This window comes from Paraburkholderia unamae (assembly GCF_003096875.1).
Taxonomy (GTDB): domain Bacteria; phylum Pseudomonadota; class Gammaproteobacteria; order Burkholderiales; family Burkholderiaceae; genus Paraburkholderia; species Paraburkholderia unamae.
This window is the reverse complement of the sequence record NZ_QEOB01000019.1, coordinates 1-12,845: the sequence shown is the minus strand read 5'-3', so window position 1 is coordinate 12,845 and position 12,845 is coordinate 1. Positions and strand designations below refer to the sequence as shown.

The following is a 12,845-nucleotide window of genomic DNA, read 5'->3' as shown; positions in this document are numbered from 1 at the left end:
GGGCGCGTGTGGCGCCCGTCGCGCTGTCGCAAGTTCGACCGGCGTTGTCGTACCGTTTGTTGCACTATTTGTTGCACTATTTGTCGCCCTGCCAGGGAGCCAGGAGCCGTCATGCGACCATCCGAAGCCTTGCGTGCACATCGCGCCGAGATCCGCGCTATCGTTGCGAGTCATCACGCGACGAATGCGCGCGTATTCGGCTCATCCGCGAATGCCGAGGACGACGAGGATAGCGATCTTGATCTGCTCGTCGACCCCACGCCGGAAACTACGCTCATCGATCTCGCGCAAATCCAGTTGCGGCTCGAAGCGCTCCTGGGCGTGCGAGTGGACGTACTCACGCCCAAAGCACTACCCGAGTCCTTCCGCGCTCGCGTAGTCGCCGAATCGATACCGGTATGAGAAGGAAAGATCTGCGCACGCCAGATTACCTCCAGCACATTCGTGACGCGATCGAACGGATTCGCACGTACACCGCGCCGCTTTCACGCGAAAGCTTCGAGGCGACTCCAATGGCCGTCGATGCGGTCGTGCGCAACATCGCGATCATTGACGAGGCCGCGCGCAATATCACACGTGGCGATCCCGACTTTGCTGCCGCACATCCCGAGATACCGTGGGACGCCATGTACGGGATGCGCAACCACGTGACGCACGGGTACTTCGTTGTGGACGTCGACATTGTCTGGAGCACCGTGCAATCGTATTTGCCCGAACTTGAACTCAAGCTTTCAAAGCTGAAGCACGCATAAAAAAGCGGCCTTCATCAGGCCGCTCTCTCTTGCATCACTTGCGCTTGCTCTCCAACTCCTCCCACCGCTCCAGCGCAAGGAGCAACTCCTCGTCGATCGCCGCGTAGCGTTCGGTCAGGCGCGCGCCTTCCTGCGCATCCTTCGCGAAGACCGAACCGTCCTCGATCTTCGCGCCGATGGTCTTCTGCTCCGTCTCCAGCGCCTCGATGCGCTTGGGCAGCTCCTCCAGCTCGCGCTGTTCCTTGAACGAGAGCTTCACCGTGCGCTGGGCGTTGCGCCCCGCCGCGCTGTCCTTGGGCGCTGCCGCCACGGGCGCCGCTTCCTTCGGCGCCCGCGCCTCGGCAATCTCCTGCGCGCGGGTGCTCTGCGTCTGCCAGTCGGTAAAGCCGCCCACGTACTCGCGCCAGCGCCCTTCACCCTCGGAGGCGATCACCGAAGTCACCACGTTGTCGAGAAACGCGCGGTCGTGGCTCACGAGCAACACAGTACCGTCGTAGTCGGTGAGCAGTTCTTCGAGCAGTTCGAGCGTCGGAATGTCGAGGTCGTTGGTCGGTTCGTCGAGCACCAGCACGTTCGCGGGCCGCGCAAACAAGCGCGCGAGCAGCAGACGATTGCGCTCGCCGCCCGAAAGCGACTTCACGGGCGAACGCGCGCGCTCGGGCGCGAACAGGAAGTCGCCGAGATAGCTCATCACGTGCTTCTTCGCACCGTTGATCTCGACCCAGTCGCTGCCGGGGCTGATCGTATCGGCGAGACTCTTTTCCATGTCGAGCTGCGCGCGCATCTGGTCGAAGTACGCCACTTGCAGATTCGTGCCCACGCGCACCGTACCGGCGTCGGGCTTCAGCTCGCCGAGAATCAGCTTGAGCAGCGTGGTCTTGCCCGCGCCGTTCGGACCGACGAAGCCGATCTTGTCGCCGCGCATGACCGTCGTCGAGAAGTTGTCGACGATCGTGCGGCCGCCGTAGCGCTTCACGACATCCGTGAGTTCGGCGACGATCTTGCCCGACTTCTCACCCTGCGCCACGTCGAGCTTCACGTTGCCCTGCACGTTGCGGCGTTCCTCGCGGTCATGGCGCATCTGCACGAGCCGCGCGATGCGTCCGACGCTGCGCGTGCGGCGCGCTTCCACGCCCTTGCGGATCCACACTTCTTCCTGCGCGAGCAGCTTGTCGAACTTATCGTTCTCCACGCGCTCGACTTCGAGTTGCTGCGCCTTGCGCTCCTGATACTGCGAGAAGTTGCCCGGATACGAGAGCAGCTTGCCGCGATCGAGTTCGACGATGCGCGTGGCCACGCGGTCGAGAAACGCGCGGTCGTGGGTGATGAAGAGCAGGCTCGAACGCTGGGTCACGAGCAGTTCTTCGAGCCAGCGGATGCCATCGAAGTCGAGGTGGTTGGTCGGCTCGTCGAGCAGCAGGATATCGGGCTGCACGACGAGCGCACGCGCAAGCGCCACGCGCTTTTGCATGCCGCCCGAGAGCGCGCCCACGCGCGCGTCGCCTTCCAGGCCGATTTGCGCGAGCGTCGTGGCCACGCGCGTGCGCCAGTTCCAGGCGTCGGCGTGATCGAGCGACGATTGCAGCGTGTTCATGCGCGCGAGCAGCGCGTCGTGCTCCGCGCCTTCGGGCGTGTCCGCGAGCTTGTGCGCGACAGCGTCGTATTCGTCGAGCAATGCGCGCACTTCGCCGAGGCCCGAGGCGACGGTATCGAACACCGAGGCGTCGGCGTCGAAGTCGGGCTCCTGCGGCACGTAGACGGTCGAAAGTTCCTGCTGGCGCGTGACGAGGCCGTCGTCGGGCTTCGCGAGATCGGCAACGATGGTGAGCAGCGACGACTTGCCCGCGCCGTTGCGGCCGATCAGCCCGACGCGCTCGCCGGCTTCGAGCGAAAAGTCCGCGTGATCGAGCAGCGCGACGTGGCCAAACGCCAGTTGCGCGCCTGTGATGGTGTAAAGCGACATGGATGGAAAGCGATGCGTGCGGTGGACCTGAAGGGGGCATTGTACCGGGCCGCGCAGGTCGGGCCGCGCAGGTCGGGCCGCGGAGGTCGAGCCGCGCAGGTCCGTGCCGCACGCGGCCCCGGCTTGCCCGCTACTTCACGTGAACCGTGATCGTCTTGCTCCACTCGGGCCCATACGAGCGATGCGCGCCGTCCGCGAACTGCGCGGTGAGCGTGTGATCGCCGGGCGGCAGTGTCACATCGGTTTCAGTCTGGCCTTTGCCGTAGTGCAGCGACTTGTCGCTCACGGGCACCACTTCGCCTTGCGGCAGCGGCTGGCCATCGATCAGCAGATGGTGGTGGCCGGTCTTCGGCGCGGTCGAGCCCGCGGGCGCAACCGTCATGCCGTCCACGCCGAATTTCACGTGCACCGGGTTGCTCACGGTCGCGCCGTCCTTCGGCTCGACGAAATACACGCCATCGGCGCGCGCCGCGCCGCTTACCGCAACGAGTGCCACGAATACCGCCGCCGCCAGGCCGCTTCTCTTTCCGTTCATCGTCCGCTCCTCGAAAGTTGCCGATTCGATCCGCACCGTGTGCGCTCGCGGCCAGCATACACCGGGCACGTGAACGCTCGCGGTGTGTTTGACGCAACCGCGCGTAGCCCGGCGCGACCCCGGCGTCACCCGTGGGCGCGGCGGCGCTCCCCTCGTTTTCCGGTAACATCGCGGGTCGCCCGTCTCCAACCCGGCCAATACAAACACAAAGGGACAGATAACGGGCATGCATCGAATCGACTTGACGAAGGACGTGCTGTGAGCGAAGTAATCGAATACAAGAGCTGGGTCTGCCTCATTTGCGGCTGGATCTACAACGAGGAAGAAGGCCTGCCCGGCGATGGCATCGCCGCAGGCACGCGCTTCGCCGACATTCCCGACGACTGGCGTTGCCCGCTGTGCGACGTGGGCAAGGCCGATTTCACCGTCGTCGAGTTCTGATCCGGCTCTTGCGGCGTCATAGTTCTGCGTCACGCTTCTGCGTCATTTTCGCGCCCGAACGCCTTTGCTATACTCTTGGCCCTACGTCGCGATATGCCTCGCGACGGCTCCGCGCCATGACGGGTGACTTGGGAAACATGGCGGTCAGGCGGAGCCAGCACGTCGTGCGTAAATCGTGTTTGCCAGCGCGCTCCCTGTAGTTCAATGGATAGAACAAGTGCCTCCTAAGCGCTAGATGCAGGTTCGATTCCTGCCAGGGGGACCAGCCGCGAGAACACGACAGACCGTCAGCCGGTGTGACTGGCATGACCGGTTCGTGCGCCGCCGGTCCCGTCTCTCCCGTTCCCCTCCGTGCATGCGCGCACCTTGCCCCCTCTTCCCCGAGCAGGTTTTCCATGGACATCAACAAGCAAGTCGCCGCCCTCACCGCTTCCGAGCTGCAAACCGCCGGCGCGAGCCAGGCCACCGCCATCGCCGTGAGCGTGCTGCTGCGTCACCTCAATTCGCCCGAACTCGCCCGCCAGTTGAGCGCCGCGTTCGAGAACCATCAGGCCGTGATGCTGCAAACCCCCTGGCCCGAGCAAATGCTCAACGCGTTCGAAGCGACGCGGCGTTTCTTCGAAAGCGCGGCCCAGGCGCCGGGCGCGCCGACGCCGGACGCGGAGTAAGTCACGCATTCGCTGATTTAGGGTAAGTACCGAGCCAAAATGCGCTAAAGGCGGGGAAAAAAGTGCCGTAATGGCTCTTATGGACACCACGCGTCCCCTCCCCGCCGGTTACATGATGTCGAATCTCATCGACCAGGATATCGCGCACATTCGGCGCGTGATGCCCCTGTCGCTGGCCGGCGACTTTGGCGGCCCGATCCTCGCGGCGAGCTACTGGCGCCAGCGCCTGCACCGCCTGCTCGACACCGGTCTCGTGAACAAAGGCCAGTTGAGCGAAATCGACAGCCTCCTGCTCATCCTCGACCTGCACGACCTGAACGTCGCCAGCGCGGCCGCCGCAGCGGGCAAGCAGGCCAACGCCACGCCGCAACGCTCCTGATTCGCCGTCTCCACCTGTCGATTCGACGCCGCACGCACTCGTGGGCAGCGCTTTTCCGCACGCGCGCGTCGGGAATTCCTGGTGCCGCGGGTCGAGCATCGGTCATAATGTCCGCAAAAATACCCTAACGAGGACTCCGTGCTCACGGCCGAACCGAGAGACCTGCTCCAGCAGGCACGCAAGCGTTTCACGCAGCAGCAAATCGCCACGCACGTCGGCAGGGACGTGAAGACCGTGCGGCGCTGGGAAAAAGGCGAGACCCCCTGCCCCGCGATGCTCGAAGCCGCGCTGCGCGAGCTGCTGCACGGCGGCGCGCGGGCGAGCGGCCAGCACGCGCGCTTTCGCTTCATCGACCTGTTCGCGGGCATCGGCGGTATCCGCAAAGGCTTCGAGGCGCACGGCGGCGAGTGCGTGTTCACGAGCGAGTGGAATCCGTTCTCGCGCAAGACCTACCTGGAAAACTACGGCGAGGATCATCCGTTCATCGGCGACATCACGGCCGTGGACGCCGCCGAGGTGCCCGACCACGACGTGCTGCTCGCGGGCTTTCCGTGCCAGCCGTTCTCCATCGCGGGCGTGAGCAAGAAGAACGCGCTCGGCCGTCCGCACGGCTTCGCGTGCACGACGCAGGGCACGCTGTTCTTCGACGTCGCGCGCATCATCGCCGAGAAGCGGCCCGCCGCTTTCCTGCTTGAGAACGTCAAGAACCTGGTCTCGCACGACCGCGGCCGCACCTTCGACGTGATCCTCCAGGTGCTGCGCGACGAGCTGGGCTACGACGTGCACTACCGCGTGATCGACGGGCGTCATTTCACGCCGCAGCATCGCGAGCGCATCATCATCGTCGGCTTTCGCGAGCCGAGCGCGTTTTCCTGGGACGCGCTCGCGCTGCCCGAGGAGGGACCGCGCCTCGCCTCGATCCTGCACCGCACCGACGGCCGCGAGCCGATCCTGCCGTGGGACGGCGAACGTTTCTTCGATCACAGTGCGCGCCGCGTGCAACCGAAGTACACGCTCACGCCGGGCCTTTGGGCCTACTTGCAGCAATACGCCGAGAAGCACCGCGCGGCCGGCAACGGCTTCGGCTACGGTCTCGCTTTTCCGGAGAGCGTCACGCGCACGCTCTCGGCGCGCTATCACAAGGACGGCAGCGAGATTCTCGTGCACCAGGGCGAAGGGCTGCGCCCGCGCCGCCTCACGCCGCGCGAGTGCGCGCGGCTGATGGGCCTGCCCGACACCTTCCGCATTCCCGTGAGCGATACCCAGGCGTACCGTCAGTTCGGCAACAGCGTCGTGATGCCGGTAATGCGCGAGGTCGCGCGCACGATGATGCCGCATCTCGACGCGCTGCTGGCCGCGCAGCGAGAGGCCGCGCCGGCCGCCGCCCGCGCGAGCGCTGCGCGCGCAACCCGGGCCGCAACCCAGGCCACCACGGCGCCGATGGCCACCGCCGCAGGCCGCTAAACGCCGGGCGCCGCGCGCCAGGGCAAACCGAAGCGAGGCGACAGACGATGGTCGACGTCGTCGATACCGCAACCCGCAGCCGCATGATGTCCGGCATCCGCGGGCGCAACACGAAGCCCGAGAAGCTGGTCCGCAGCCTGCTGCACCGCCGCGGCTTTCGCTTTCGCCTGAACGTGCGCGAGCTGCCGGGGCGGCCCGACATCGTGCTGCCGCGCTGGCGCGCCGTGGTGTTCGTGCACGGCTGCTTCTGGCACGGCCATCAATGCGCGCTCTTCAAGTGGCCGCAAACGCGCCCCGAGTTCTGGCGCGAGAAGATCGCGCGCAACCGCCTGAACGACGCGAAGGCGCTCGCCGCGCTCGCGGCCCAGGGCTGGCGCGTGGCGGTGATCTGGGAATGCGCGTTGCGTGGCGCGCAGCACGATCCGCAGGCGGTGGTCGAGCGCCTCGCCGCGTGGCTCGAGGACGAAACCTCGGGATGGTTCGAGGCGCGCGCCTGACGAGCCAACCTCGCGCCGTGCGCAACGCATGCGGCACCCGCATGCAACACTGTCAAGCGCCCCCTGCCTGCCCGGCTCCCGGTGATAAACTCGATCGACTGGCTACGCTTGCGCCACGGCCCGCGAAGATTCGGCCATGCGCGTGAGCGCGCCCGTCCAATAATCCCAAATACGGATTCCAAGCGAAGGAGGCAACCGATGGCTGATTTCCGTCTATGGTCCGATGACTTTCCCAGCAACGGTTTCATGCCGAAGGCGCAGGAGTTCGACGAGCGGGCCTTCGGGGTGGACGGCGACAACGTCTCGCCCGCGCTGCAATGGGACGAGCCGCCCGACGACACGCAGAGCTTCGCGCTCACCGTCTACGACCCGGACGCGCCCACGGGCAGCGGCTTCTGGCATTGGGTCGTGGTGAACATCCCCCCCGACGTACGCTCGCTCGCGCGCAACGCCGGCAAGGCCGACGGGAGCCTCTTGCCGCAAGGCGCGGTGCAGATGCGCAACGACTACGGCACAGTGGGCTTCGGCGGCGCTGCGCCGCCGCGCGGCGACAAGCCCCACCGCTACATCTTCCGCGTGCATGCGCTCAAGGCTGCGCAACTGCCCGTGACGCCTGAGACGACCAACGCGGTGGCGCGCTTCATGACGCATCTGAACGAAGTGGACTCGACGACCTACGTCGGGCTCTACGAACTGAAATAGGCCCACAGCCCATAACATGCTGCCGGTGGCGCGCTCCGTGACGATCACACCGGGCGCGCGCCGCCTCTCCCGTCGATGCCCACGCCCACGCTTTCCGAACTCTCCGCCAACTCTTCCGCCGAAGCCGAAACCGGCTTGCCCTTTCCACAGCGTTACTACGCGATCCTCGTGGTCGCGCTCGGCATCACGCTCGCCGTGCTCGACGGCGCGATCGCCAACGTCGCGCTGCCGACCATCGCGCGGCACCTCCATGCGAGCGCGGCAAGCTCGATCTGGATCGTCAACGCCTACCAGCTTTCGGTGACCATCTCGCTCCTGCCGCTCGCCTCGCTCGGCGACCGCATCGGCTACCGGCGCGTGTACCTGTGCGGCATGATGCTGTTCACCGTCGCCTCGCTCGGCTGCGCGCTCGCCACCACGCTCCCCCAGCTCGCGCTCGCGCGCATGGTCCAGGGCTTAGGCGGCGCTGGCATCATGAGCGTGAACACGGCGCTCGTGCGCATGATCTACCCGCGCACGCAACTCGGCCGCGGCGTCGCCATCAACGCGATGGTGGTCGCCATCGCCTCGGCGGTCGGGCCCACGCTCGCCTCGGGCGTGCTGGCCATCGCGTCGTGGCCCTGGCTGTTCGCGATCAACGTGCCGATCGGCATCGCCGCGTTCGTGCTGGGCATGCGCGTGCTGCCCGTGAACGAGCGCCACCCGGCGCCCTACGACTACCTGAGCGCCCTGCTCAACGCCGTCGTGTTCGGGCTGCTGATTTTCGCGGTCGACGGTCTCGGCCACGGCGAGAGCAACCGGCTCGTCGCGCTCGAATTCGTGCTGGCGATCGTGATCGGCTGGTTCTTCGTGCGGCGGCAGCTCACGCAGCCCGCGCCGCTGTTGCCCGTCGACCTGCTCGCCAACCCCGTGTTCGCGCTGTCGATCAGCACGTCCGTCTGCTCCTTCTGCGCGCAGATGCTCGCGTTCGTCGCGCTGCCCTTCATGCTCCAGGAGACCTTCGGCTTCTCGCAGGTGGACACGGGCCTGCTCATGACGCCCTGGCCGCTCATCATCATCGGCGCCGCGCCGCTCTCGGGCGCCCTGTCCGACCGCTATCCGGCGGGCATGCTCGGCGGCATCGGCCTCGCGCTTTTCGCGCTCGGCCTGCTCTCGCTCGCCACGCTCGGCGCCCACCCCACGGTGTTCGATATCTGCTGGCGCATGGCCTTGTGCGGCGCGGGATTCGGTGTTTTCCAGTCGCCCAACAACCGGCAGATCCTCTCCTCCGCGCCGCGCGAACGCAGCGGCGGCGCGAGCGGCATGCTCGGCACCGCGCGCCTCACCGGGCAAACGCTCGGCGCGGCGCTCGTCGCGCTCATCTTCGGCATTGCGCCGCAACACGGGCCGACCGTCGCGCTCTATGTGGCGACGGGTTTCGCCGCCGTGGCGGCCGTGGTGAGCGTGTTGCGGCTGATACCGGGCAACGCGGCGCAAACGCCGGGCTGAATGCAAGGCTTCGCGCCACGCGCACGCGCGGCCTAACCCTGCGCACGCGCAAGCACTAACATGGGTTTAAGGCGCGCCGCTTTTTGCGGCGACGCCCGGTGTTTCCGTTCCCGGCGAGTCAACCTGCCGAAGCCGGCAAGGGGGGATTCCCATGTCACTGATCGTCGCTGGTCGGTTCACGACCTTCCCCATCGCCGAAGCCGCCGCGGAAAAGCTGTACGCGGAAGGCTTCGTCGAAGAAGACGTCAACCTGTTCTTCGTCAATCCGCGCGGCCAGCATGCGCGCCACGGCGTCCATAGCGTTGGCGCGCCGCCCGCCGCTTCGCCGCATCACACACGCAATATCACCGCGGGTGCCGTGGCAGGCGCGGTGGTGGGCGTGGTGATTTTTAGCGCTTTCTCGGCGGCGCTGCCCTCGGTCGTGATCGCCGCGGGCGTGGGCGCGTGGATCGGGGCGCGCATCGGCGCGAGCGTCGGTGCGAAGTCCGCCGCGCAGCCAACACTCGCGCACCGCGAGATCGTCCATCACGAAACGCGCAACTCCGGCGTGCTGCTCTCGGTGCATGTCTGCTACGAGAACCAGGACTGCGCCGCACAGTTACTGCGCGACGCGGGCGCCACCGATATCGAGCGCGCCTCGGGCCAGTGGCACGACGGTCACTGGGCCGATTTCGATCCGACTCGCGCGCCGATGCCGTTCGCCGAACCGAGCCGCCAGCAGGCCTGAGCGAGAGGCACGGCGAGCGTAAAAAAGAACGGCGGCCCGCAGGCCGCCGCTTGGGTGAGTGTGCGCCGAACGCGCGCCGCGCGTTCGCGTTCGATCAACCGTGCGGCGGCACCATCGCCGCCGCCAACCTCATTGCGCGCGCGTTGCCGCGCGCGGCACAGTCGTCGCCGTAGACGCGGGTGGAGATGCCGGTGCCGGTGCAGCCGGTGCGGACACCTTGTCCGCGGGCGCGGCCTGGCGCGCTCGCGCCGTGACCGACGCCGCCGTCGCGACGCTGCGCAGGTCCGTGAGGAACGTGTCGCGCCACACCGAGAGGTTGTTCTCGCGCAGCGACGCCATCATGTCCTGATAGCGCGAAACGCGCTCCGCGTGCGGCATCGAAAGCGCGCGCTCCAGCGCCTCGGCGGTCTGGTTCAGGTCGTACGGATTCACGACCAGCGCGCCCGGCAGTTGCTCCGCCGCGCCGGCGAACTGCGACAGCACCAGCACGCCGGGATCGTCGGGATCCTGCGAAGCCACGTATTCCTTCGCCACGAGGTTCATGCCGTCGCGCAGCGGCGCGACATAGCCCACCTGCGCTTCGCGGAACAGCGCCATCAGCAGGTTGCGCTCGTACTTGCGGTTCAGGTACTGGATCGGCGTCCAGTCGAGCTGCGCGAAACGGCCGTTGATGCGGCCCGCCTCGCCTTCCAGGTTGCGACGGATCGTCTGGTACGTCTGCACGTCCGAGCGCGTAGGCGGCGCGATTTGCAGGAGCGACACGCGGCCATGCCAGCCCGGCCCGTTTTGCAGCAGGCGCTCGAACGCCTGGAAGCGCTCGGCGAGTCCCTTCGAGTAGTCGAGCCGGTCGACGCTCATGATGAGCTTGCGCCCGCGCATGGCGTCACGCAGGCTGCGCACGGGCTTGCGGTCGGCAAACTGCCCGGCCGACTTCGCGATCGCGTCCGGATAGATGCCGATCGGGTAAGCGCCCACCTTCAGGATGCGGTCCCACGCGTGGACCATGCCGTCCTCGCTCGCCGTGCCGTGGCCGCCACGCTCGATGTAATCGAGGAAGGCCTGGCGGTCGGCGCCGGTCTGGAAGCCCACGACGTCGTAGTGGCACATGAACTTCATGAGCTCTTCGTGCGGCGGCACCGAGCGCATGACTTCGGGCACCGGCAGCGGGATATGCAGAAAGAAGCCGATCGGGTTCTTCACCCCGAGGTCGCGCAGGCAGCGCGCGAACGGAATCAGGTGATAGTCGTGAACCCAGATGATGTCGTCGGGCTCGATGAGCGGCTGTAGCTGGCGCGCGAGCGAAACGTTCACGCGCAGGTAGCCGCCATATTCCTGGCGCTCGTAGCGCGCGAGGTCGTTGCGGTAGTGGAACGTCGGCCAGAGCGTCGTATTGGAGAAGCCCTTGTAATACTGGTCATAGTCACGCCGGGTGAGACCTACCGTCGCGTAGGTGACGCTGCCCTGCTGCTCGATGACCGGTGCGGACGGTTCCGCGACGGTTTCGCCGCTCCACCCGAACCATACACCGCCGGTTTCCTTGAGCGCGTCGAGTACGCCGACTGCCAGCCCGCCAGCTGCGGGCCGTCCCTCCTGGGTCGGCGCAACGCGATTCGATACCACGATCAGTCTGCCCATTGCGGCTATACCTCCTGTTTCGTTGGGTCCGAAGACGATGCATAAACGACGAACGCAAGATGCGTGCCGGATCAGCAAGGTCCGGAGCAAGAAAATTTTCCGGCAACCGTCAGGACGAGCAAATTCCGCGCGGCAAGCACGCATGAACGGAAATGCCCGGTGATCAGACAGGCGATGCAATCCGCCCGCGCGCGGCGCGCGGCAATGGCGGGAACAGGCGCGCTCAGGCGTCCTGTTCCGACCCGAGATCGCGCTGGTACTCGATGCCCTCAGCCCGCGTCCCGCCTTGGTTGTGCTCGCCGTCGGGCGGCACACCGGGCGCCGGACGGTTCTGGCCCGCGGGGTCGGGCGTGACCGAAGGCGGTGGGCCGTTTTTCTCTTGCGAGTCGCGCGGGCCGCGTTTGCCCGAGTAACGTGCGGAGCGGCGCAAGGCAGGATGTCTCATGTCGATGCCTCCAGCGGCAGGCGGCCACGCGGCGGTGGCGTTTTTTTATAGTCTAGGGTTCGCCGCGTGAATTTGCCGGTAAAAAAGGCGAAGCGTTTGTAACTAGTACATAAAAACCGTCAGCTTGGCCTGACGGCGCCCGAACGGCCTCGTTGTGCGACGGTGTGCGGCACTTCTCCCGGCTCCGGCGGCGGATCGCCGATGGGGGGCACGTCGGGCTCGCCGGGTTGATCGGGTGGGGGATCGTCGGGCTGCGGGGTGTGCGCAAGCCAGGGCTTCACGCGGACGGCGTCAAGGGATTTGCAGCTCGGCATCTTTCGCTCCTCATGATGGACGCGAAACTCACACTGCAAGCGTCGTACCGCCGGTGCGCCCGCGCAAGGGCGAGCGCACGTTCTGGCTGCCGTCCGGCTGTCTGCCTGTTCCGGCTCAGGCGCCGCCGGCCACGCGCGCGGGCGCGTCGCCCTTGCCGCCGCCTTCGTTGCCGTACTCGACCAGACGGTTATAGAGCGTCTTCAGGCTGATGCCGAGAATCTCGGCCGCACGCGTCTTCACGCCGCCACACTGATCTAACGTCGCCAGAATGAGCTGGCGATCGGCGTCGGCGAGCGAGGTGCCGAACGGGATCGTCACGGCGGTGCCGGCAACCGGCTTCGAGAGCGAAATCTGCAACGGCACCGTGGCCGTGAAATCGCCGTCGTTGCCCGACATGATATGCGCGCGCTGCACGTAGTTCTTGAGCTCGCGCACGTTGCCGGGCCACGGGTAGGCCGCCAGCATCTCGCGCACGGCGGCCGGAAACTGCTTTTTCGTGCCGTGACGCTCGTTCAGTTCGTCGAGAAACGCCTGGGCCAGCAGCTCGACGTCCTTGCCGCGCTCGCGCAGCGGCGGCAGGCTGATCGGGAAGACGTTCAGGCGGTGGTAAAGGTCCAGACGCAGCTTGCCGTCGGCCACGGCCTGTTCGGGGTCGCGATTGGTCGCGGCGATCAGGCGCACGTCGGTCTCGATTTCCTTGGTCGTGCCCACGCGCATGAACATGCCGGTTTCGAGCACGCGCAGCAGCTTCACCTGAAGCTCGACCGGCATCTCGGTGATTTCGTCGAGGAACAGCGTGCCGCCGTTCGCGCGCTCGAAATAGCCCTTGTGCTG

14 protein-coding genes, 1 tRNA gene and 1 pseudogene are annotated in these 12,845 nt (G+C 66.7%); 11 read left to right on the top strand and 5 right to left on the bottom strand.

Features of this window, described 5'->3' with window-relative positions; translation table 11 throughout:
* Positions 1–111 precede the first annotated feature (111 nt).
* Both C7402_RS32715 and C7402_RS32710 read left to right on the top strand, forming a co-directional pair.
* Entirely contained in the window at positions 112–402 is a 291-nt protein-coding gene (locus C7402_RS32715) for a nucleotidyltransferase family protein (RefSeq protein WP_116613617.1), read from the top strand.
* Positions 399–752 carry a HepT-like ribonuclease domain-containing protein gene (locus C7402_RS32710; protein ID WP_116613616.1) on the top strand — a complete coding sequence of 118 codons (354 nt, stop codon included), beginning with the start codon at positions 399–401 and terminating at the stop codon, positions 750–752. Before C7402_RS32715 ends, C7402_RS32710 begins: the two co-directional genes overlap by 4 nt.
* Positions 753–786: 34 nt before the next feature.
* Here C7402_RS32710 and C7402_RS32705 read toward each other — a convergent pair whose 3' ends face one another.
* Entirely contained in the window at positions 787–2,715 is a 1,929-nt protein-coding gene (locus C7402_RS32705) for an ATP-binding cassette domain-containing protein (protein ID WP_112174353.1), read from the bottom strand.
* Positions 2,716–2,845: 130 nt separating this feature from the next.
* Positions 2,846–3,250 carry a DUF4399 domain-containing protein gene (locus tag C7402_RS47845; RefSeq protein ID WP_112174354.1) on the bottom strand — a complete coding sequence of 135 codons (405 nt, stop codon included), beginning with the start codon at positions 3,248–3,250 and terminating at the stop codon, positions 2,846–2,848.
* Between the two features lie 258 nt (positions 3,251–3,508).
* Here C7402_RS47845 and C7402_RS32695 point away from each other — a divergent pair, with 258 nt between their 5' ends.
* The 9 genes from C7402_RS32695 to C7402_RS32655 all read left to right on the top strand — a co-directional run bounded on the left by C7402_RS32695 (position 3,509) and on the right by C7402_RS32655 (position 9,616).
* Positions 3,509–3,691, top strand: a complete 183-nt coding sequence (locus C7402_RS32695) for a rubredoxin (protein ID WP_112174355.1) — start codon at positions 3,509–3,511, stop codon at positions 3,689–3,691.
* A 190-nt stretch (positions 3,692–3,881) separates the two neighbouring features.
* A tRNA-Arg gene (locus tag C7402_RS32690) sits at positions 3,882–3,956 on the top strand.
* Between the two features lie 130 nt (positions 3,957–4,086).
* The gene (locus C7402_RS32685) at positions 4,087–4,359 is read left to right on the top strand and encodes a hypothetical protein (protein ID WP_116613615.1); all 273 of its coding nucleotides are present in this window, start codon (positions 4,087–4,089) and stop codon (positions 4,357–4,359) included.
* A 70-nt stretch (positions 4,360–4,429) separates the two neighbouring features.
* On the top strand, positions 4,430–4,738 hold the full coding sequence (locus tag C7402_RS32680; RefSeq protein WP_224042603.1) for a hypothetical protein: 309 nt from the start codon (positions 4,430–4,432) through the stop codon (positions 4,736–4,738).
* A 138-nt stretch (positions 4,739–4,876) separates the two neighbouring features.
* On the top strand, positions 4,877–6,202 hold the full coding sequence (gene dcm / locus C7402_RS32675) for a DNA (cytosine-5-)-methyltransferase (protein ID WP_116613614.1): 1,326 nt from the start codon (positions 4,877–4,879) through the stop codon (positions 6,200–6,202).
* 47 nt (positions 6,203–6,249) lie between these two features.
* Positions 6,250–6,699, top strand: coding sequence for a very short patch repair endonuclease (locus tag C7402_RS32670; protein ID WP_112174358.1), 450 nt, complete (start codon positions 6,250–6,252; stop codon positions 6,697–6,699).
* A gap of 198 nt (positions 6,700–6,897) precedes the next feature.
* Positions 6,898–7,401: a YbhB/YbcL family Raf kinase inhibitor-like protein gene (locus C7402_RS32665; RefSeq protein ID WP_116613613.1), complete on the top strand. Its 504-nt coding sequence runs from the start codon at positions 6,898–6,900 to the stop codon at positions 7,399–7,401.
* Between the two features lie 75 nt (positions 7,402–7,476).
* Positions 7,477–8,889, top strand: a complete 1,413-nt coding sequence (locus C7402_RS32660) for an MFS transporter (protein ID WP_112174360.1) — start codon at positions 7,477–7,479, stop codon at positions 8,887–8,889.
* 151 nt (positions 8,890–9,040) lie between these two features.
* The gene (locus C7402_RS32655; RefSeq protein ID WP_112174361.1) at positions 9,041–9,616 is read left to right on the top strand and encodes a hypothetical protein; all 576 of its coding nucleotides are present in this window, start codon (positions 9,041–9,043) and stop codon (positions 9,614–9,616) included.
* Between the two features lie 228 nt (positions 9,617–9,844).
* Here C7402_RS32655 and otsA read toward each other — a convergent pair.
* The 3 genes and pseudogenes from otsA to C7402_RS32635 form a co-directional block, all read right to left on the bottom strand.
* A pseudogene (otsA, locus tag C7402_RS32650) lies at positions 9,845–11,251 on the bottom strand (alpha,alpha-trehalose-phosphate synthase (UDP-forming)); the annotation flags it as partial.
* A gap of 223 nt (positions 11,252–11,474) precedes the next feature.
* A complete protein-coding gene (locus tag C7402_RS32645) occupies positions 11,475–11,696 on the bottom strand; it encodes a hypothetical protein (protein ID WP_112174363.1) in 222 nt (73 codons plus the stop codon).
* Between the two features lie 429 nt (positions 11,697–12,125).
* Positions 12,126–12,845: sigma 54-interacting transcriptional regulator (locus C7402_RS32635; protein WP_133254602.1), on the bottom strand; the 720-nt coding region annotated here is incomplete at its 5' end.

Bases quoted from the DNA above. Each gene is read 5' to 3' on its own strand.
- C7402_RS32715 (WP_116613617.1), top strand. From the start codon at position 112: ATGCGACCATCCGAAGCCTTGCGTGCACATCGCGCCGAGATCCGCGCT.
- C7402_RS32710 (WP_116613616.1), top strand. From the start codon at position 399: ATGAGAAGGAAAGATCTGCGCACGCCAGATTACCTCCAGCACATTCGT.
- C7402_RS32705 (WP_112174353.1), bottom strand. From the start codon at position 2,715: ATGTCGCTTTACACCATCACAGGCGCGCAACTGGCGTTTGGCCACGTC.
- C7402_RS47845 (WP_112174354.1), bottom strand. From the start codon at position 3,250: ATGAACGGAAAGAGAAGCGGCCTGGCGGCGGCGGTATTCGTGGCACTC.
- C7402_RS32685 (WP_116613615.1), top strand. From the start codon at position 4,087: ATGGACATCAACAAGCAAGTCGCCGCCCTCACCGCTTCCGAGCTGCAA.
- C7402_RS32680 (WP_224042603.1), top strand. From the start codon at position 4,430: ATGGCTCTTATGGACACCACGCGTCCCCTCCCCGCCGGTTACATGATG.
- C7402_RS32670 (WP_112174358.1), top strand. From the start codon at position 6,250: ATGGTCGACGTCGTCGATACCGCAACCCGCAGCCGCATGATGTCCGGC.
- C7402_RS32665 (WP_116613613.1), top strand. From the start codon at position 6,898: ATGGCTGATTTCCGTCTATGGTCCGATGACTTTCCCAGCAACGGTTTC.
- C7402_RS32660 (WP_112174360.1), top strand. From the start codon at position 7,477: ATGCCCACGCCCACGCTTTCCGAACTCTCCGCCAACTCTTCCGCCGAA.
- C7402_RS32655 (WP_112174361.1), top strand. From the start codon at position 9,041: ATGTCACTGATCGTCGCTGGTCGGTTCACGACCTTCCCCATCGCCGAA.
- C7402_RS32645 (WP_112174363.1), bottom strand. From the start codon at position 11,696: ATGAGACATCCTGCCTTGCGCCGCTCCGCACGTTACTCGGGCAAACGC.